General features: G+C 66.5%; 19 protein-coding genes. 11 read left to right on the forward strand and 8 right to left on the reverse strand.

From position 1 onward, the window contains the following. Positions 1 to 38: 38 nt before the first annotated feature. Positions 39 to 1,226: a formate-dependent phosphoribosylglycinamide formyltransferase gene (gene purT, locus TEP_RS13850; RefSeq protein ID WP_132825653.1), complete on the reverse strand. Its 1,188-nt coding sequence runs from the start codon at positions 1,224 to 1,226 to the stop codon at positions 39 to 41. Positions 1,227 to 1,371: 145 nt separating this feature from the next. Here purT and TEP_RS13855 point away from each other — a divergent pair, with 145 nt between their 5' ends. Genes TEP_RS13855 through TEP_RS13880 form a run of 6 tightly spaced genes read left to right on the forward strand, consistent with a single transcriptional unit; the run spans position 1,372 to position 5,355 of the window. Continuing rightward, entirely contained in the window at positions 1,372 to 2,253 is an 882-nt protein-coding gene (locus tag TEP_RS13855) for an SPFH domain-containing protein (RefSeq protein ID WP_025873866.1), read from the forward strand. Between the two features lie 45 nt (positions 2,254 to 2,298). Continuing rightward, positions 2,299 to 2,478: a hypothetical protein gene (locus TEP_RS13860; RefSeq protein WP_005412615.1), complete on the forward strand. Its 180-nt coding sequence runs from the start codon at positions 2,299 to 2,301 to the stop codon at positions 2,476 to 2,478. Beyond that, positions 2,475 to 2,654, forward strand: coding sequence for a DUF4177 domain-containing protein (locus TEP_RS13865; RefSeq protein WP_025873867.1), 180 nt, complete (start codon positions 2,475 to 2,477; stop codon positions 2,652 to 2,654). The genes TEP_RS13860 and TEP_RS13865 overlap by 4 nt, the downstream gene beginning before the upstream one ends. A gap of 2 nt (positions 2,655 to 2,656) precedes the next feature. After that, on the forward strand, positions 2,657 to 3,946 hold the full coding sequence (locus TEP_RS13870; RefSeq protein ID WP_132825654.1) for an alpha/beta fold hydrolase: 1,290 nt from the start codon (positions 2,657 to 2,659) through the stop codon (positions 3,944 to 3,946). After that, complete coding sequence (locus TEP_RS13875; protein ID WP_132825655.1) at positions 3,943 to 4,536, forward strand: PH domain-containing protein; 594 nt, start codon at positions 3,943 to 3,945, stop codon at positions 4,534 to 4,536. Before TEP_RS13870 ends, TEP_RS13875 begins: the two co-directional genes overlap by 4 nt. A gap of 9 nt (positions 4,537 to 4,545) precedes the next feature. Continuing rightward, a complete protein-coding gene (locus TEP_RS13880) occupies positions 4,546 to 5,355 on the forward strand; it encodes a M15 family metallopeptidase (protein ID WP_132825656.1) in 810 nt (269 codons plus the stop codon). Between the two features lie 262 nt (positions 5,356 to 5,617). Here the strand turns inward: TEP_RS13880 and TEP_RS13885 are convergent, their stop codons facing one another. The 4 genes from TEP_RS13885 to TEP_RS13900 form a co-directional block, all read right to left on the reverse strand. Beyond that, positions 5,618 to 5,989 (reverse strand): DUF423 domain-containing protein, encoded by a 372-nt coding sequence (locus tag TEP_RS13885; RefSeq protein WP_132825657.1) that lies wholly within the window; start codon positions 5,987 to 5,989, stop codon positions 5,618 to 5,620. 105 nt (positions 5,990 to 6,094) lie between these two features. Continuing rightward, the gene (locus tag TEP_RS13890) at positions 6,095 to 7,168 is read right to left on the reverse strand and encodes an SRPBCC family protein (protein WP_049467700.1); all 1,074 of its coding nucleotides are present in this window, start codon (positions 7,166 to 7,168) and stop codon (positions 6,095 to 6,097) included. Positions 7,169 to 7,413: 245 nt separating this feature from the next. Further along, positions 7,414 to 8,055, reverse strand: coding sequence for a response regulator transcription factor (locus TEP_RS13895; RefSeq protein WP_025873873.1), 642 nt, complete (start codon positions 8,053 to 8,055; stop codon positions 7,414 to 7,416). Continuing rightward, the gene (locus TEP_RS13900; protein WP_025873874.1) at positions 8,055 to 9,260 is read right to left on the reverse strand and encodes a sensor histidine kinase; all 1,206 of its coding nucleotides are present in this window, start codon (positions 9,258 to 9,260) and stop codon (positions 8,055 to 8,057) included. Before TEP_RS13900 ends, TEP_RS13895 begins: the two co-directional genes overlap by 1 nt. Before the next feature lie 150 nt (positions 9,261 to 9,410). On the opposite strand from TEP_RS13900, the gene TEP_RS13905 reads away from it, so the two are divergent. From TEP_RS13905 to TEP_RS13925, 5 genes are read left to right on the forward strand one after another with little or no spacing between them, the layout of a single operon-like run. Then, entirely contained in the window at positions 9,411 to 10,007 is a 597-nt protein-coding gene (locus tag TEP_RS13905; protein ID WP_025873875.1) for a GNAT family N-acetyltransferase, read from the forward strand. Next, a complete protein-coding gene (gene minC, locus TEP_RS13910) occupies positions 9,953 to 10,813 on the forward strand; it encodes a septum site-determining protein MinC (RefSeq protein ID WP_132825658.1) in 861 nt (286 codons plus the stop codon). The genes TEP_RS13905 and minC overlap by 55 nt, the downstream gene beginning before the upstream one ends. A gap of 36 nt (positions 10,814 to 10,849) precedes the next feature. Beyond that, a complete protein-coding gene (gene minD, locus TEP_RS13915; RefSeq protein WP_132825659.1) occupies positions 10,850 to 11,659 on the forward strand; it encodes a septum site-determining protein MinD in 810 nt (269 codons plus the stop codon). A gap of 2 nt (positions 11,660 to 11,661) precedes the next feature. Then, on the forward strand, positions 11,662 to 11,922 hold the full coding sequence (gene minE, locus TEP_RS13920) for a cell division topological specificity factor MinE (RefSeq protein ID WP_005408532.1): 261 nt from the start codon (positions 11,662 to 11,664) through the stop codon (positions 11,920 to 11,922). Positions 11,923 to 11,968: 46 nt separating this feature from the next. Beyond that, complete coding sequence (locus tag TEP_RS13925) at positions 11,969 to 12,448, forward strand: hypothetical protein (RefSeq protein WP_132825660.1); 480 nt, start codon at positions 11,969 to 11,971, stop codon at positions 12,446 to 12,448. An 85-nt stretch (positions 12,449 to 12,533) separates the two neighbouring features. On the opposite strand, the gene TEP_RS13930 is transcribed toward TEP_RS13925, so the two are convergent. From TEP_RS13930 to TEP_RS13940, 3 genes are all read right to left on the reverse strand, one after another. Further along, on the reverse strand, positions 12,534 to 13,772 hold the full coding sequence (locus tag TEP_RS13930) for a DUF819 family protein (protein ID WP_132825661.1): 1,239 nt from the start codon (positions 13,770 to 13,772) through the stop codon (positions 12,534 to 12,536). A gap of 129 nt (positions 13,773 to 13,901) precedes the next feature. Continuing rightward, the gene (locus TEP_RS13935) at positions 13,902 to 15,980 is read right to left on the reverse strand and encodes a S9 family peptidase (protein WP_132825662.1); all 2,079 of its coding nucleotides are present in this window, start codon (positions 15,978 to 15,980) and stop codon (positions 13,902 to 13,904) included. A gap of 235 nt (positions 15,981 to 16,215) precedes the next feature. Then, the gene (locus TEP_RS13940) at positions 16,216 to 18,180 is read right to left on the reverse strand and encodes an oligopeptide transporter, OPT family (protein WP_132825663.1); all 1,965 of its coding nucleotides are present in this window, start codon (positions 18,178 to 18,180) and stop codon (positions 16,216 to 16,218) included. Between the last annotated feature and the right edge of the window lie 188 nt (positions 18,181 to 18,368).

The following is an 18,368-nucleotide window of genomic DNA, read 5'->3' on the forward strand; positions in this document are numbered from 1 at the left end:
CTATGGGAAGCCGCCGGGCATGGCCCGGCGCTACCGTTTTACGAGCGCAGCTCGACGCCGATCGCTTCGGCGGCATCACGCGCGATAGCACGTGCTTGGTCGATGGTTTCCGCGCGCGCCAAGGTCACGCCCACGCGGCGGTGGCCATGCACGCTGGGTTTGCCGAACAGGCGCACGGCGGTGTCCGGCACCTGCAATGCAGCGGCGACGTTGTTGAAGTACGGCACGCCCTCGCCGTGTGCCAGCAGCGCACACGAGGCCGAAGGGCCACTCTGGCGGATCACCGGGATCGGCAGGCCGAGGATGGCCCGTGCATGCAGCGCGAACTCGCTCAGCTCCTGCGACACCAGCGTCACCAGGCCGGTATCGTGCGGACGCGGCGATACTTCGCTGAACCACACCTCGTCGCCCTTCACAAACAGCTCGACACCGAACAGGCCCCAGCCCCCGAGGTCATCGGTGATCGCGCGCGAGATCTCCTCGGCACGCGCCAGCGCCTTGTCCGACATCGGCTGCGGCTGCCAGCTTTCGCGATAGTCGCCCTCCTTCTGCAGGTGGCCGATCGGCGCGCAGAACGAAGTCCCGGCGGCGTGGCGTACGGTCAGCAGGGTGATCTCGTAATCGAAGTCGATGAAACCCTCGACGATGCAGCGGCCGGCGCCGGCACGGCCACCGGTCTGCGCGTATTCCCATGCGGGGGCGATGTCCGCCTCGCTGCGCAGCGTGCTCTGGCCCTTGCCCGAGGACGACATCACCGGCTTGACCACGCACGGCAGGCCGATCGCTGCCACGGCGGCGCGGTACTCGGCCTCGGTGTCGACAAAGCGGTACGGCGAGGTTGGCAGGCCCAGCGTCTCGGCGGCCAGGCGGCGGATGCCCTCACGGTCCATGGTCAGGCGCGCAGCACGCGCGGTCGGGATCACCCGCAGGCCCTGCTCCTGCTCCAGCTGCACCAGGGTCTCGGTGTGGATCGCCTCGATCTCGGGTACCACCAGGTGCGGCTGCTCCTGGGCGATCAACTGGCGCAGGGCCATCGCGTCCAGCATGTCGATCACGTGCGAACGATGTGCCACCTGCATGGCCGGGGCGTCGGCGTAACGGTCGGCAGCGATCACTTCCACGCCCAGCCGCTGCAGTTCGATGGCCACTTCCTTGCCAAGTTCGCCCGAGCCCAGCAGCAGCACACGGGTGGCGGAGGGGGACAACGGGGTTCCAAGCTTGGCCATGGCGGGGTTCCAGCAGCGATGTGAAGGCGGGTGGGCATTCTATCCGGTCCAGCCGCAGCGCCTGGGCACGCCCAGCCGACGAACGGTAGCGCGAATGTGATATCACTTTGATATCTTCAATTCGAACCCTCAAGGACGTACCGCCATGAAAGAGAAGTCGCTGTCCTCCCTCAACGGCCTGGGCGCGCTCGCCGGGTCCCTGGTCGTAGCCCTCGCCGGCGGCGCCCTGTTCGTGGCCGGGGTCGCGGCGAAGGCCAGCACCGGCTCGCCCAACGTGCTGCTGATCCTGGCCGGCCTGCTGATCGCTGCGCTGGCGCTGGTCGCGCTGGCCGGTCTGTACACCGTGCAGCCCAACCAGGCGGCGGTGGTCAGCCTGTTCGGCAAGTACGTCGGCACCGTCAAGGACAACGGCCTGCGCTGGAACAATCCCTTCTTCAGCAAGCGCCGCGTGAGCCAGCGCGTGCGCAACTTCGAGAGCGGCAAGCTGAAGGTCAACGAGCTGGACGGCAGCCCGATCGAGATCGCCGCGGTGATCGTCTGGCAGGTGGTCGACGCCTCCGAAGCGGTCTACAACGTGGACGACTACGAGAGCTTCGTGCACATCCAGTCCGAATCGGCGCTGCGCGCGATGGCCACCAGCTACCCCTATGACCAGCACGAGGACGGCCAGCTGGCGCTGCGCAGCCATGCCAGCGAGATCTCCCAGCACCTGAAGAACGAACTGGCCGAGCGCCTGGCCGATGCCGGCGTGCAGGTGATCGATGCGCGCATCAGCCACCTCGCCTACGCCGCCGAAATCGCCCAGGCGATGCTGCAGCGGCAGCAGGCCAATGCGGTCATCGCCGCACGCACGCGCATCGTCGCCGGTGCGGTCGGCATGGTCGAGATGGCGCTGGCCGAGCTGCAGAAAAACGGCGTGGTGCAGCTGGACGAGGAGCGCAAGGCGCACATGGTCAGCAACCTGTTGACCGTGCTGTGCTCGGACCGCGGCACGCAGCCGGTCGTCAACACCGGCTCGCTGTACTGAGCCACCCTCGCAACGGGGCGCCCCACTGCCCCGCCAGGAGTCTGCATGAGCGAGAAAAAAGCCTATCCGCTGCGCATCAACGCCGAGGTCCTGGCAGCCGCACAGCGCTGGGCGGACGATGAACTGCGCAGCCTCAACGCACAGATCGAATACGTGCTGCGCGACGCACTGCGCAAGGCAGGCCGCCTGCCGAAACCCAAGCCATCGCCGGAGGACAAGGAATGAGCAAGCGCTGGAGCTACCTGACCGTCGAGGTCAAGACATCCATGATGGGCCTGCAGAAAGCTGACGACATCCAGGCCGAACTCAGCCGCCAGGGCCAGCTGGGCTGGGAACTGGTCAACATCATCGTCCCGGCGCCGATGCGCCCGGCCCTGCTGGTCTTCAAGAAGGAGCTGTGACCATGAGCGCACGCCGCTCGTTGCTTGCTGTTTCCCTTGCCCTGTTGTCCGCCAGTGCATCCGCTGGCGAACCGCAGCAGGTCGCAGCACGCCTGCTCGATCACCTGCAGGCAGGGCGCATCGCCGATGCCGAAGCCATGCTGACCCCGCAGATGGCCGCGGCGGTGCCTGCCGACAAGCTGCAGGGCCTGTGGCAGTCGCTGGGTGAACTGAAGCAGCGCGGCCCGGCGCACAGCAGCGAGCAGCAGGGACTGCAGCTGGTGGAAGTGCCGTTGCAGTTCGCCAGTGGCGCGGTGATCGCGCAGGTGGCGGTGAATGGGCAGGACAAAGTAGCGGGCCTGCTGCTGCTCCCGGCCCCTGCCGCCAAGGCACCGCCACCGCCGGCCGACGCGAACTACAGCGAGGCCGATTTCAGCGTGCCACAGGCGCGCGGTGCGCTGCCCGGCACACTGTCCATGCCCAAGGGCAAAGGACCGTTCCCGGCCGTAGTGCTGGTGCACGGCTCCGGCCCACAGGATCGCGACGAAACCATCGGTGGCAACCGCCCTTTCCTGGACATCGCCCGCGGCCTGGCCGCACAGGGCATCGCCGTGTTGCGCTACGACAAGCGCACCCATGCCCGTCCCCAGGACTTCCAGAGCGGCAGCTTCAACGTTGATGACGAGACCACCGACGATGCCATCGCAGCGTTGAGCGCGTTGGCGGCGGACCCACGCATCGACGGCAAGCGGATCTTCGTGCTCGGCCACAGCCAGGGCGGCATGCTCGCCCCGCGCATCGCCAGCCGCTGGCCACAGGCGCGCGGCGCGATCCTGTGGGCCGCGCCGGCGCGCACATTGCTTGAACTGCTGCCGGAGCAGAACCGCTACCTGCTGTCGCTGGACGGCTCGATCAGCGCCCCGGAGCAAGCGTTCTTGGACAAGCTCGACGCGCAGATCGCCGCGGCCCGCAGCAACGCGCCTGCACCCGCCAGCGAACTGCCACTGGGCACGCCGCAGACGTTCTGGAAAAGCATCGAAGCGGTGAACGCACGCGGCGACGCGGTTGCGCTGAAAAAACCACTGCTGATGCTGCACGGGGGCCGCGACTTCCAGGTACCGGAAACGGATTGGGCCCTGTGGAAGAAAGCCCTGGCCGATCGCCGGGACGTGCAATGGAAGGCCTACCCTGCCCTCAACCACATCGGCATCGCCGGCAGCGGCCCCGGTTCATTGAAGGAATACGCACAGCCGGGCCACGTCGATGGGCAGCTGATCGATGACGTTGCGCGTTGGGTGGAGGCGCAGCGATGAGCGGCAGTGATGCACGCCCGTTCGAGGTTGCCGAGAGTTCTTCGCTGCGGGTGCTGTGGGTGCTGCTGCCGCTGCTGGCGGCACTGGGTGTGGGCATGTGGGCACAGCTGCACGACAGTCGCAGCGATGCTCCCTGGATGGAGGTCACCCTGTCGCCGCCGTTCTTCCTGATGGGCGGCAGCGCGGCATGGAGCCTGGCGGTGATCGTGCTGATGGGCATCGGCCTGGGCTGGGCGTTCTTCCGTCGCCGGGTGGAGCTGGCAGGCAATGTGCTGGACGTGCGTTCGACGTTGTACCGTCGCCGCACGCCGGTGGCCGACCTGCTGCTGGACCAGGCCGAGGTGGTCGACCTGAGCCGCGATCGCCGCTATGGCATCCGTTTCAAGAGCAACGGCTACAGCATGCCCGGCTTCTATTCCGGGCACTTCCGCCTGCAGGGCGGCGGCAAGGGCTTTGCCCTGGTCACCGACCGCGCACGCACGCTGGTGATTCCGGTGCGCGGCGGCAGCACCCTGCTGCTCAGCCTGGAGCGCCCGCAGGCCCTGCTGGAGGCGCTGCGCAAGGTGGCCGCCGCGACGCCACGGCAGTAAGCTGGATCGATGCACCGCATCACTCCGCTGTTGATCAATACCGAGACCGTCGAACTGTGGCCTGCGCCGCTGCTGCGCGCGCGCAGCAATCTCGACGCCCGCCTGCTGGCCCGCGCGCAGTGGGTACTGCGGCGCAAGCGCGATGGCCGCTACCTGGCGGCAGTACTGGCGCACGGTGTGCACTCGCTGGTGCCGCGGCTGCCACGCGAGCCCGGCGTGGAGGAAGCGCTGGCCCTGCTGGATGGCGCACGGTCACGACCGTTCGGCGCTGCACTGGAAGACCAGTGGCTGCCGCTGGTTGGCCTGCAGCAGCGCCTGCAGCAGCTGGGCCTGGATGCACAGCGCTATGCGCACGACAGCGGGCTGGCACTGGAAGCCGAGCCGTGCGTGCTGCACTTGGCCGGACGTGATCGCTTTGCCCGCCCGCTGTGGCTGCGCCGCGGTGCCGCGCAGGGCTGGCGACGGATGCGCCTGCATGCCGCCCGGGATGGAATTGCACTGGACGCGATCTCCGGCTTCCGCAGCCATGCGTATCAGCTCGGCATTTTCGAACGCAAGCTGGCGCGCGGGCAAAGCGTGCCGCAGATCCTGAAGGTCAATGCCGCCCCTGGTTTCAGCGAACACCACAGTGGTCACGCGCTGGACATCGGCACACCGGGGGATGCGCCGGCCGAGGAGACCTTCGAGGCGACGGCTGCGTTTGCGTGGCTGCAGGCCAATGCCGCGGCGCACGGGTTCCATCTGAGCTATCCGCGCGACAACCCACATGGGATTGTCTATGAGCCGTGGCACTGGTGCTGGAAACCGGCCAACGGCTGAGCCCCTCGTGGCGGCTGCTCGACCGCGGTCCTCGGGCTGGCCGGGAGGGTGGGCGGCGCAGGGGCCGCTGCAAGTACGTCCATGTAAGCTCGGGCGCGCCATCCATGGCGCTTACGCCCCTGCGCCGCCCATCCTCCCGGCCACGGACAGTTTCCGGGTGCGTCCGCCACGGAATTGAACAAACAAAAAAGCAAAGGCAGACGCGGGTCGCTGCGCTCGACGCCGGGCGTAGCCCGGCGCTACCAGTGCTTGGGCGTTGCGGCTAGCGCCGCAGCGCGTTGATCGCCAGCAGTACCCACCCGGCCATCAGCGTGGTGCCACCTACCGGCGCCAGCCGGGTCGGCCACTGCCACAGCGCACCGCCCACCAGGCTGCCGGAGAACAGCAGCACGCCCAGCAGCAACACGTACAACGACAGATGCGCGATCGCGCCCTGCGCGCGGGGGCCGAGGGCAGCCAGTACCGCTCCGTGGGCAAAGGCGTACAACGCCGCCATGTTCAGGTGCTGCTGCGCCAGCGGATCGGACACGCCATGCGCGGCATAGGCCGAGAGACCGATCGAGGCCGATGCCAGCAGCGCCCCCAGGCAGGCCAGCAACGACGGTTTACGCGCGCGTCGTTCGGAATTGAACATGACAGCTCCTTGCGCAATGCCCGACACCGGGCTCGGGATGAAAAAAAAACGCGCCGCAGGAAGCGGCGCGTTTTCGTGTCCAGCACTACATGGGTCAGCCGAGGCTTACTTGACGGCCCAGTAGATGTCGTACGTTGCTTCCGGGGTGAACGACTTGTCCACGCCGTCCTTCCAGGTTTCGTACGGACGGTCGATGACTTCGTTGCCGGAGGTCACGGCCCAGGCGCGCAGGGCGCTGCGGGCAACGTCCAGACCTGCCATGTGACCGGTGTAGGCCGCATGCGCCGAACGGTGCGGAGCCACGCGGACGTACTTGACCGGAGCGCCACCGTCGATCTTGACGGTCAGCTGTTCGGCCGGCACGCCTTCGGCACCCTTCTTCTTCACCGGCTGGGCGATGTCGAAGGCGTACTTCTCAGCACCGAAATCGGTGGTGATGATACGCAGCGGACCTGCGGCTTCCAGGCCATTGGCCTCGATCACGCGCTTGATCCACTCCTGGTTGTCCTTGATGGACTTGGTGATGGAATCCTGGCCACGGTCGACATTACCGGCGGTGACGACCAGCAGGTCTTCGGCCGGGACATCGACGATGCCCAGATCGGTCAGCGGGGCTTCGGAGGTGCGGTAGTCGACATTCGGCACGGTGGCCAGCATGTTCGCCAGGCGCGACAGACCCATCTTGATGTCATCGCCGATCTGACGGCTGACATACAGGCCTGCGTAGCGGCCGAACAGGTCGAAGCCATACTTCACCGAGTAGTCCTGGGTGATCTTGACGTTGCGACCGCCCTTGCCGGTCGGCTCCAGGGTGAAGGTGGTGACCTTGTCGTGACCCTTGGAGGCATCGTCGACAGCGATCACAACACGCTTGTTCTCTTCGGCTTCGGTCACCTTCCAGGAACCGGTGCCCAGGTCCTTGGAGGTGTAGTCGAGAGTGGCACCGACGCCGGAAGCCGGGCCGGACAGCTTCAGTTCAACGGCGGGATCGCGCAGTACCAGCGGGTTCCAGTCCTTGAAGCGGCGCAGACTGCTGACCGTGTCGTACACGATCGTCATCTTGCGGTTGGTCTCGATGCTTTCGGTGATGTGACGCTCGCCCGGCAGACAGACGCCAATGATGACGAACAGGCCAGCCACGATCCCCAAGGCGATCAGGAACTCGATAATACGGGTCATTCAGAGAGTCTCCGGGGCCGATCCCACGGCCGGGTTGATTGAAGCGAAGCGCCAATCCTAGCAGGCTTCGCGGGCATTGGTTATCGGGATTGGCGCACCGGTTTCCGTGCCGGCTGCGCATTTGTATGCACAAAGAATTCGAAGGGTAACGCATCCGCGTACCCGGCAAGTAGGGGGCAAGTGGGGGGCAACCCTGAATCCGGGCCCAGACTGCGTGCCAAGTCTTTGTCGCTAAAGGATTTTCCTCACACCAACTGGAGTTCAAACGCTTTCAGGACTGCACGCGTACGGTCACGTACGCCCAGTTTGGAAAGGATGTTGGACACATGGTTCTTGATCGTGCCCTCGGCAACCCCCAGCGAATTGGCGATCTCCTTGTTGGAGAAACCGCTGGCCATCAGCCGCAGGATCTCGGTCTCGCGGTCGGTCAGCGGGTCGGGCCGGTCCAGGCTGACGAAGTCGTTGCGCATGTGCTCCAGCCCGGACAGCAGCCGCTGGGTCACCGCCGGCTGCACCAGCGAACCGCCATCGGCCACCGTGCGGATCGCCCCGACCAGCTGCGCCAGGGTCACGTCCTTGAGCAGGTAGCCCTTGGCCCCGGCCTTGAGCCCGGCCAGCACCAGCTGGTCATCGTCGAAGGTGGTCAGGATGATGGTCGGCGGCAGCTGTTCCTGCCGTGACAGCACCTGCAGCGCCTCCAGCCCGGACATCACCGGCATGCGCATGTCCATCAGGACCACGTCCGGGCGGATCTGCGGGATCAGCTCGACCGCCTGACGGCCATCGGCGGCCTCGGCCACCACTTCGATGCCGTCGTCGAGCGCCAGCAGCGAGCGGATCCCCTGCCGCACCAGGGTTTGGTCGTCGACCAGGCAGACGCGAATCATCAACGCACTCCTTCAGGAACCTGGGTAAGGGCCGCCAGCACCGTTGCCGGTACCGTCGCCCGCAGCCGGAAGCCCTCGCCGGGGCGGGTCTCCACCTGCAGCTGGCCTCCACATTGTTGCAGGCGTTCGCGCATGCCGCGCAAACCATTGCCCACATTGACCGTTTCCGCCCCGACGCCGTCGTCGCGGGCCTCCACCACCACCTGGTCCGGGACCTCACGGTACACCCGCAGCCACAGGTGGCGGGCGCCGGCATGGCGCACCGTGTTGGTGATGATCTCCTGGGTGCAGCGCAGCAGTACGTGGGCCCGCTGCGGGTCTTCCACGTTCAGCGGCTCCTCGATCTCCAGCTGGATGTCCAGCGACGGCACGTGCTCGGTGAGCGGACGCAGCGCAGCGGCCAGGTCGATGGCGCCGGTCTCGCGCAGCTGGCTGACCACCTCGCGCACGTTGCCCAGCAGCAGCTTGGCCAGGGCATGTGAGCGCTTCACGTGCTCCAGCGCCTGGCCCTCGGCGAGGTGCCCGGCCACTTCCAGGTTCAGCGTCAACGCGGTCAGCTGGTGGCCCAGCAGGTCATGCAGTTCGCGCGAAATGCGGGTGCGCTCGTTCACCCGCGCGCTTTCGGCCAGCAGCGCACGGGTGGCGCGCAGCTCTGCATTCAGCCGGCGCTGCTCCTCGCGCGCTTCGGCCTGGCGGCGCGCCACCAGCGCGATCACGAACACGAAGCTGGAAAAGCCCATGTAGCCGACGGCCTGCAGTACGGCGATGACCGGCGGGAAGCCCAGCGGCTGGATGTAGACCGGCAGCACGGCCAGGTTGCTGGCCACCAGCCACACCACCCCGATGCGCGGGCCCAGCAGCCAGGGCAGCAGGCCGGCCACCACCATCAGCAGGATGCTGCCCAGTGCGGTGCCGGAGAAATAGCTCACGCCGATCGCGCAGGCCGTCAGCAGGATCAGCGCGGCATGGTCGAAGAAGCCGGGCCGGCTTTCGCCCAGCGAGCGCGTCAGCACCCAGTACACGAAGCCGAAGGCCAGGTAGGCCGAGGCCCAGGGAATGATCCGGAAGCCGGCCTCGCCGTCCAGGCTTTCCAGTGTCAGCGACACCGGATCGATCAGGTAGATCGCAAGCCAAAGGCCGACGGTGCCCCAGGTGAACAACCCGGAGTAGCGCAGCATCGCATTGTGGTTGAGTCGGGCCAGCATGGCCCATCGTAGCCTGTGCGCGTCAGGGCCCAAGGGCATAAAGTCATGTTCGGTGCGGTCCCCTGTTCATGCCGCAGCCCACCCCGGGCATGCAATAATCATGCGCAGGGTCCTTACATGGGACCAACCGCGTTACCCCACGGAGTCACAATGTCGATTGTCATCCGCGACGTGCGCGAGCACGAGCTCGATTCCGTCCTGGCTTTGAACAACAATGCTGGCCTGGCCATCCTTCCCCTGGATGCAGAGCGCCTGCGCCTGTTCTATGCAACCGCTGAATATTTCCGCGTCGCCGAGCGCGACGGCAACCTGGCCGGCTTCCTGATCGGCTTCGGCAGCGACAGCCAGCACGACAGCAGCAATTTCGCCTGGTTCAAGCAGCACCTGGACACCCCCTTCTTCTATATCGACCGCATCGTGGTCGCCAGCCGCCGTCGCGGTGGTGGCGTCGGCCGTGCGTTCTACGCCGATGCGCAGAGCTTTGCCGAGCTGCGCTACCCGCAGATGACCTGTGAAGTGTTCCTGGACCACGGCGCCGATGCCGCCCTGCTCTTCCACGGCAGCTTCGGCTTCCGCGAGCTGGGCCAGAACACCATGCCGCAGGTGGACGTGCGCGCCAGCATGCTGGCCAAGGAACTGTGCAGCTTCCCGTGGGTGAATGAAACCTATGGCGGCAAGCTGCCTGATGTTGCATGGGCGCGCGACCGGCAGCTGCCGGCGCAGGCACAGCGGTCGACGGGGACCTGAGCGTGGCAGTGAATTTCGATTACGAACAGGCCGGTGAACTGAAGATCGGCCAGGTGGGCATCGCCAACCTGCGCATCCGCACCCTTGATGTTGAACGCCTCGTGCAGGAAATGCAGGAACGGGTAAGCCGTGCACCGAAGCTGTTCGGCCGTGCAGCGGTGATCCTGGACTTCGGCGGCCTCAGCCAGGTGCCCGACGTGGCAACGGCACAGGCCTTGGTCGATGGCCTGCGCGGTGCCGGCGTACTGCCGGTGGCATTGGCCTATGGCACCAGTGCGGTCGACCTGCTCTCGCAGCAGCTCGGCCTGCCGCTGCTGGCCAAGTTCCGCGCCCAGTACGAGCGCGCCGAGGCAGAACCTGCCCCGCCGCCGGCACCCGCACCGGAACCGCGCCGTGCCGCACGCGCCGAAGCGAAGGCCGCGCCGGCTCCGGCGCCGGCCACGCCGATGGGCAAGGCTGCCGATACGGCCGCGCCACAGCCGGGCCGCATGCAGCTGGGCAACGTGCGTTCGGGCCAGCAGCTGTATGCGGAAAACTGCGACCTGACCGTGATGGCCACCGTCGGCGCCGGCGCCGAGGTCATCGCCGATGGCAGCATCCATATCTACGGAACCCTGCGCGGCCGTGCGCTGGCAGGGGCCCAGGGCAACACCGCGGCACGCATTTTCTGCCGTGATTTCCATGCGGAACTGGTCGCCATTGCAGGCCACTACAAGGTACTGGACGATGTACCGGAAACCCTGCGCGGCAAGGCCGTGCAGGTGTGGCTGGAACAGGACCAGATCAAGATCGCTGCGCTGGACTGATGCAGCACCTCAAACAGAATCATCAGGAGAAGTCCTTTGGCTGAAATCATCGTAGTCACCTCCGGCAAGGGCGGCGTCGGCAAGACCACTTCCAGCGCAAGCCTGGCCTGCGGCCTGGCAAGGCGCGGCAAGAAGGTGGCGGTGATCGACTTCGACGTCGGCCTGCGCAACCTCGACCTGATCATGGGCTGCGAACGCCGCGTGGTGTACGACTTCGTGAATGTCGTGCACGGCGAAGCCACCCTCAAGCAGGCCCTGATCAAGGACAAGCGCTTTGACAACCTGTTCGTGCTGGCTGCCTCGCAGACCCGCGACAAGGATGCGCTGACCCAGGAAGGCGTGGGCAAGGTCCTGAAGGATCTGGCTGCCGACGGCTTCGAATACATCATCTGCGACTCCCCGGCCGGCATCGAGAAGGGCGCCTTCCTGGCGATGTACTTCGCCGACCGTGCGGTTGTGGTGGTGAACCCGGAAGTGTCCTCGGTACGCGACTCGGACCGCATCATCGGCCTGCTCGATTCGAAGACCCACAAGGCCGAATCCGGCCAGGACGTGCCGGCCTTCCTGCTGCTGACCCGCTACACCCCGGTGCGCGTGGAAAGCGGCGAGATGCTCAGCATCGCCGACGTCGAGGAGGTCCTTGGCCTGAAGGCGATCGGCGTGATCCCCGAATCGGGCGACGTGCTCAATGCCTCCAACAAGGGCGAGCCGGTCATCCTGGATGGCGAATCCGCTGCCGGCCAGGCCTATGACGACGCCGTCGCACGCATCCTCGGCGAAGAACGCCCGATGCGCTTCACCAGCGTCGAGAAGAAGGGCTTCTTCAGCAAGCTGTTCGGAGGGTAAGCATGGGCCTGTTTGATTTCCTCAAAGCGAAGAAGACCACCGCCGAAACCGCCAAGAACCGCCTGCAGATCATCATCGCGCAGGAGCGCAGCCACCGTGGCGGTCCCGACTACCTGCCGCTGCTGCAGCGCGAGCTGCTGGAAGTGATCAAGAAGTACGTCAACATCGACGTCGATGCAGTGAAGGTGGACCTGGTCAAGGATGGCCAGCACGACGTGCTGGACATCTCCGTGGCGCTGCCCGAAGGCCCGGACAAACCCTGACCCCCTGCCCCGCCCGTGCCTGCATGGGCGGGGCGGCCTGACCCGCATGACGGATACCACGCCCGAACCGAACGTTACCCGCGTCGGCGACATCGCCTTCGCCGATGCCCAGCGCCTGCTCGCTGCACATGAGCTGCGGCTGCACCACGTTGCGGCCGGCGAGCCGATCCCGGGCAGTTACTGGGGCGAGCCCGAGGCGGGCATCATCGCCAGCGACGTCTACGTGCGCGATGACACGCCGGTGCATTCGATGCTGCACGAGGCCTGCCACCTGATCGTGCTGCCACCGGAGCGGCGCGCGCAGGTGCATACCGATGCCACCGATTCGGTGCCCGAAGAAGACGCCACCTGCTACCTGCAGATCGTGCTGGCCGGGCACCTGCCCGGTGTCGGCAGTGAGCGGCTGATGGCCGACATGGATGCGTGGGGATATACGTATCGATTGGGGTCGACGAAGGCGTGGTTTGAACAGGATGCCGAAGACGCAAAGGCGTGGCTGATGGAACGCGGCTTGCCGGTGGCATGACGCATCGGTAGCGCCGGGCCCTGCCCGGCAGCATGCACATCCGCCGCGATGCGGTTCGCCGGGCATGGCCCGGCGCTACCGTGGGTCACGTGGCCAGCGCGCGCAGGGTGATGCCGACCACATACGCCAGATAGGTGCCGGTGGCATAGCCCATCGTGCCCAGCAGCACGCCTACCGGCGCCAACGCTGGATGGAACGCAGCGGCCACCACCGGTGCCGAGGCCGGGCCGCCGATGTTCGACTGCGAACCGATGGCGAAGTAGAAGAACGGCACCTTCAACAGCTTGCCCAGGCACCACAGCAGCACGATGTGCACGCTGATCCAGATGAGGCCGAGCAGGAACAGCCATGGGCGATCCAGCAACGCCAGCAGATCCATCTGCATGCCGATGCAGGCGATCAGGAAGTACAGCAGCAGCGAGCCCAGGCGCGAGGCGCCCGCGCCTTCCAGCGTACGTGCACGGGTGAAGCTGAGGCCCAGGCCGAGCGTGGTCGACAGCACCACCACCCACACGAACGGCGCATCCAAGCTGAACTGCGATGCCCAGCTGACGTGGACCTTGAACCACGCCGCCAGCGGCGCGCCGATGGCATGGGCCAGGCCGACGCCACCGAAGGCCACGGCCACGATCAACATCAGGTCGGTCAGGCTGGGAATGCGCTCGTGCTCGGCCTGGAAGCGTGCGATGCGCTCCTTCAGCTCGTCGATGGCGGAGGTATCGGCACCGCTGCGTGCATCGATCTTCGCCGCGCGCCCGGCCAGGAAGATCAACGCCGCCATCCACACGTAGCCAACACCCACATCGACCACCGCGAACTGGCCGAAGGTGGTCGCGTTGACATCGAACACTTCGCGCATGGCCAGCATGTTGGCACCGCCGCCGATCCAGCTGCCGGCCAGTGCAGCCATGCCGGCCCAGGTATCACCGGCGACGGTATCGGGATGGATCGCACGCATCACCAGGAACGCCACCACGGCACCCAGCATGATGCTGGCCGATGCGCCCAGGTACATCAGCACCAGCTTCGGCCCCAGCCGCAGGATGCCCTTGATGTCGACCGCCAGGGTCAGCAGGATCAGCGCCGCCGGCAGCAGGATGTCGCGTGCGATCGGGTTGTACAGCTTGGTGTTCTGCCCGTCGATCAGGCCGAATGTGTTGTAGATGCCCGGCAGCAGGTAGCACAGCAGCAGCGCCGGCACGAAGGTATAGAAGCGCTTCCACAGGCCCTGCTCGCGCGAAGCCGTCCAGAACACGGCGCCAAGGGTGGCGGCGATCAGGCCGAAGACGACGATGTCGTTCTGGATCAGGGCAGTCGAGGGCATGCAGGCATCCTGGTAGTGCCGGCCGCTGGCCGGCAACCCCATGTAGGTAGGTCGCAACGTGCAGTTGCCGGCCAGCGGCCGGCACTACCGGAAAGCCGGGCGCCGCCACAAGGGCGGCGCCGGTATCGCTTATTCGCCGATGTGCTGCTTCAGCCAGGCGTTGACGGTGTCATGCCACAGGATGCTGTTGTTCGGCTTCAGCACCCAGTGGTTCTCGTCCGGGAAGTACAGGAACTTCGACTCGATGCCCTGGCGCTGGGCCGCGGTGAAGGCAGCCAGGCCCTGCTCGACCGGAATGCGGAAATCCTGCTGGCCATGGATGACCAGGATCGGCTTCTTCCAGTCGGCGACGTGGTTGACCGGGTTGAACTTCTCGTAGTTCGCAGCCTTCTGGTACGGCGTGCCGCCCTGCTCCCATTCGGTGAACCACAGTTCTTCGGTGGCATAGCCCATCATGCGCTGGTCGAACACACCGTCATGGTTGACCAGGCACTTGAACGGGCTGTTCCAGTTGCCGGCGATCCAGTTGACCATGAAGCCGCCGTAGCTGGCACCCAGTGCGCAGGCCTTGTCACCGTTGAGGAAGTCGTACTTCTTCAGCGCCGCGCTCCAGCCCTTCTGCAGGTCTTCCAGCGGACGGTCGCCCCAATGCTGGCTGATCGCATCGGTGAAGGCCTGGCCGTACCCGGTGGAGCCGTGGAAGTCGATCATCACCACAGCGTAGCCCTGGCCGGCGTACGTCTGCGGGTTCCAGCGGTAGCTCCAGCCATTGCCGAAGCTGCCCTGCGGGCCGCCATGGATCAGGAACGCGACCGGGTAGGACTTGCCTTCCTGGTAGTTGTGCGGCTTGACCACATAGCCATGCACGGTGTCGTTGTTCCAGCCCTTGAACTCGAACTGCTCATAGTCGCCGAAGGACACATCCTTCAGCACGTCACCAGCAGCCGGGGTCAGCGCGCGCAGTTCGCCGATCGGCTCGCCTGCGGCAGGCAGCAGGCCGACCAGCACCTGGTCGTTGCTCTTCAGGCTGTTGCGGGTGATGGCCACGCTGTTGCCGGCCACGTCGACAGCGGTGACGCTGCCATCGCCGATCAGCTTGGTGGCCTTGCCGCTGGCCACGTCGATCTGGAACAGCGGGTGCTCGCCGAGGTCGTCGGCGGTGGTGTAGATGCTGGCGCCGTCGGCGGACAGAGCGATGCCGCCGGCCGAACGGTCCCACTGCGGCGCGATCTCGCGCGTCTTGCCGCTGGCCAGGTCCATCGCCATCAGGCCGAAGCGGTCCGCCTCGAAGCCCGGGCGCTTCATCGCGCGGTAGAACAGGGTCTTGCCGTCGGCGCTGAACACCGGGCCGGCATCCCAGGCCGGGTTGGACGCGGTCAGGTTGACCGGCGCCTGCTTGCCGGCGGCATCGAAGCGGTACAGGTCGAAGTTGGTCGACCACGGCTCCTGCTTGCCGGCCACGCGGATGCTGGCGACCACGCTGCTGCCATCCGGCGACCAGGCGAAATCGTCATTGCCACCGAACGGCTTGGACGGAGCGTCGCCGTCGATGGTCGCGCTCAGCGCCGAAGCGCCCTTGACCGCACCGGCCTTGGCTGCCGGCAACGGGGCGACGAACAGGGTGTTGCGGCGGCCGTCGTTCCAGGTATCCCAGTGGCGCACGAACAGCGAATCGAAGACCTTGCCGCTGGCCTTGGCGCCTTCCACGTCCTTCAGCTTCTTTTCGGTGCAGGCCAGGTCCGAGGCACAGGCCTGGAACACGCCGGCGCTGAACAGCACGCGGTCGTCCTGCGGCGACACGTGGTAGCTGTCCACGTCCACCGGGAAGTCGGTCAGCTGGCGCGGGGCGCCGCCACTGATCGGCTGTGCGTACAGCTGTTGGCTGCCGTTCTTGGCGCTGAGGAAGTACACGGTCTGGCCATCGGCCGACAGCGATGCGGAGTTGACGTTCCAGCCAGCCGGCGTGATCTGCTTCGGCGGTGCCGCGTCGCGGGTGCGCAGGTTGCGCGCGAACAGTGCGGTGCTGGCCTTGAGGTTGGCATCAGTGCTGCGCTTGGCGAACACCACGGTGCCGCCGTCGGCGGTCAATACCGGCGCGGAGACGCGGTCCATGGCCACCATGTCGCGGACTTCCAGGCCACGGGCAGCGGCGACGCTGGGCAGGGCAGCCAGCAGGCTCAGTGGCAACAGGGCATGACGCAGTTTCATCGGGGTCTCCGCAGGACGGCAAAAAACCGATGGTAGGCCTGCGCGGCCGGGCCTGCCAAGGCCATCGGTCATGGCCGTGGCTGAGCTGCCGCCAGAAAAAGCAAACCGCGCCGTAGCGCGGTTTGTCGGAGGTCGGGGTCGGATCCGATTCCATGGGAATCGGCTCTGACCCCGGACGCTGCCAGCATGGGGTCAGAGCCCTTCCCTGCGGGGAAGGGATCCGACCCCGGGGCCGTCATGCCACGGCGCGCTTGCCGGTGCGGTAGATCAGCCAGCCGACCAGGAACAGCACGGCCAGGCCGATCCACTGCGCGGCCGGCAGGTGGAACGGCACGGCCAGCACGTCGGCACGGCTGCTGACCACGATCGGCACGGCGATGGCGATACCCATCAGCGCCTCACCGGTGATCAGGCCGGCAGCGAACAGCACGCCTGGCTTGTGCACGCGGTCGCGGCCTTCCTCGTCATCGGCGCGCACCTTGTGGAAGCGCTCGACCAGGTAGGAGATCAGGCCGCCGAGGAAGATCGGCACCATCAGTTCCAGCGGCAGGTAGATGCCGATCGCCGCGGCCAGCACCGGCACGCGGAAACGCGAGTTGCGCGACTTCAGCCAGCTGTCGAACGCGATGATGGCGGCACCGACCACGGCACCGATGCCGATGAAGGTCCACGGCAGCTCGCCACCGAACAGGCCCTTGGCCACCGACGCCATCAGGTTGGCCTGCGGTGCGGCCAGCGCATTCGGGTGCAGCTCGGACTTGACGCCGATGCCGTAGGCGGTGGCCAGCAGGTTCAGCACCGGGGCCATGATCAGCGCGCACGAGAACGCACCGATGCCCAGCATCAGCTGCTGCTTCCACGGCGTGGCACCGACGATGTAACCGGCCTTGAGGTCCTGCAGGTTGTCACCGCCGACCGCTGCGGCGCAGCACACCACCGCGCCGATCATGATCGCGGCCACCGCACCCAGCGGCGCGCCGAAGGCGCCGACCGGCTGCAGGCCATCCTTGCCCAGCAGCACGACCAGCACGGCCGAGGCGAACAGGATGGTGGAGATGGTGATGCCCGAGACCGGGTTGTTGGACGAACCGATCAGGCCGGCCAGGTAGGCCGAGACCGACACGAACAGGAAGCCGGCGACGATCATGATGAGGGTCATCGGGATCGACACGTGCCACTGGCCGACGATGGCCTGGTACAGCGCCAGCAGCGGCAGGGTGAACACCACCAGCGCCACCAGCATCCACTTCATCGGCAGGTCGCGCTCGGTGTGCGCCAGCACCGGACCACCGCTCTTGCGGGCGGCGGCGAAGCCGCTCTTGACGCCGTTGAGCAGCGACTTGCGCAGCGAGATCAGGGTCCAGATGCCGCCGATCAGCATTGCGCCGACACCCAGGTAGCGCATCTTCGCGCCCCAGATCGCGAACGCCGCCTCGGTGGACGAAGCCGCGGCAACCGACGCGGCCAGTGCCGGATCGGTGTTCATGAAGAACGCCTGGTAGATCGGAATGGCGATGTGCCAGGTCAGGATCGAACCGGACACCACCACGATGCCGACGTTGAGACCGACGATGTAACCCACGCCCAGCAACGCCGGCGACAGGTTGGTGCCGATGAAGGCGGTGACCTTGGAGCTGCCGACATAGGCCGAGGTGGCCCAGGCGTCCGGGATCAGGCGCATGCCGCTTTCCGCGGCCAGCTTCACGAACGCACCGATCACCGCCGACAGGCCGAGGATCTTCAGGCCCGGGCCCGGGTTCTCACCGGCCTTGAGCACTTCGGCCGCAGCCTTGCCTTCCGGGAACGGAAGCGGATCTTCGACGATCATCGAACGGCGCAGCGGCACCGAGAACAGCACGCCCAGCAGGCCACCGAGACCGGCGATGCCCAGCACCCACCAGTACTTGAAGTCCGGCCAGTAGCCCATGATCACCAGCGCGGGGATGGTGAAGATCACACCGGCGGCGATCGACGAACCGGCCGAAGCGCCGGTCTGCACGATGTTGTTCTCAAGGATCGAACCGCCCCCCAGCAGGCGCAGCACGCCCATGGAAATGACCGCGGCGGGAATCGCGGTGGCGATGGTCAGGCCTGCGAACAGACCGAGGTAGGCGTTTGCGGCCGACAGCACCACCGCCAGCACGATGGCCAGGACCACCGCGCGGAAAGTGAGCTGCTTGGGCGCAGCGTCATGGTTCATGAAAGCCCCTGCTGGCAAAAAATCCCTGTCACGCTAGCGTTCAGGGGGCAGCAAGTCCAGCGTGCCAAAGGATGGGGGTTGCAGCTGGAGCAGGCACGGGCCCGCAGCGGCACCGCGAGCGAGCCGATGCGGCAAAGCCCGAATGGGCACTCCGCAAACGCTATGTTATAACTTTCCGTTGACCTGTA

The organism is Stenotrophomonas sp. TEPEL, assembly GCF_004348785.1.
GTDB lineage: Bacteria > Pseudomonadota > Gammaproteobacteria > Xanthomonadales > Xanthomonadaceae > Stenotrophomonas > Stenotrophomonas indicatrix.

Bases quoted from the DNA above. Each gene is read 5' to 3' on its own strand.
- TEP_RS13905 (WP_025873875.1), top strand. From the start codon at position 9,411: ATGTCGATTGTCATCCGCGACGTGCGCGAGCACGAGCTCGATTCCGTC.
- TEP_RS13900 (WP_025873874.1), bottom strand. From the start codon at position 9,260: ATGCTGGCCCGACTCAACCACAATGCGATGCTGCGCTACTCCGGGTTG.
- TEP_RS13880 (WP_132825656.1), top strand. From the start codon at position 4,546: ATGCACCGCATCACTCCGCTGTTGATCAATACCGAGACCGTCGAACTG.
- minC (WP_132825658.1), top strand. From the start codon at position 9,953: ATGGGCGCGCGACCGGCAGCTGCCGGCGCAGGCACAGCGGTCGACGGG.
- TEP_RS13870 (WP_132825654.1), top strand. From the start codon at position 2,657: ATGAGCGCACGCCGCTCGTTGCTTGCTGTTTCCCTTGCCCTGTTGTCC.
- TEP_RS13875 (WP_132825655.1), top strand. From the start codon at position 3,943: ATGAGCGGCAGTGATGCACGCCCGTTCGAGGTTGCCGAGAGTTCTTCG.
- TEP_RS13930 (WP_132825661.1), bottom strand. From the start codon at position 13,772: ATGCCCTCGACTGCCCTGATCCAGAACGACATCGTCGTCTTCGGCCTG.
- TEP_RS13925 (WP_132825660.1), top strand. From the start codon at position 11,969: ATGACGGATACCACGCCCGAACCGAACGTTACCCGCGTCGGCGACATC.
- TEP_RS13890 (WP_049467700.1), bottom strand. From the start codon at position 7,168: ATGACCCGTATTATCGAGTTCCTGATCGCCTTGGGGATCGTGGCTGGC.
- TEP_RS13935 (WP_132825662.1), bottom strand. From the start codon at position 15,980: ATGAAACTGCGTCATGCCCTGTTGCCACTGAGCCTGCTGGCTGCCCTG.
- TEP_RS13865 (WP_025873867.1), top strand. From the start codon at position 2,475: ATGAGCAAGCGCTGGAGCTACCTGACCGTCGAGGTCAAGACATCCATG.
- TEP_RS13940 (WP_132825663.1), bottom strand. From the start codon at position 18,180: ATGAACCATGACGCTGCGCCCAAGCAGCTCACTTTCCGCGCGGTGGTC.
- minE (WP_005408532.1), top strand. From the start codon at position 11,662: ATGGGCCTGTTTGATTTCCTCAAAGCGAAGAAGACCACCGCCGAAACC.
- TEP_RS13855 (WP_025873866.1), top strand. From the start codon at position 1,372: ATGAAAGAGAAGTCGCTGTCCTCCCTCAACGGCCTGGGCGCGCTCGCC.
- TEP_RS13860 (WP_005412615.1), top strand. From the start codon at position 2,299: ATGAGCGAGAAAAAAGCCTATCCGCTGCGCATCAACGCCGAGGTCCTG.
- TEP_RS13895 (WP_025873873.1), bottom strand. From the start codon at position 8,055: ATGATTCGCGTCTGCCTGGTCGACGACCAAACCCTGGTGCGGCAGGGG.
- purT (WP_132825653.1), bottom strand. From the start codon at position 1,226: ATGGCCAAGCTTGGAACCCCGTTGTCCCCCTCCGCCACCCGTGTGCTG.
- TEP_RS13885 (WP_132825657.1), bottom strand. From the start codon at position 5,989: ATGTTCAATTCCGAACGACGCGCGCGTAAACCGTCGTTGCTGGCCTGC.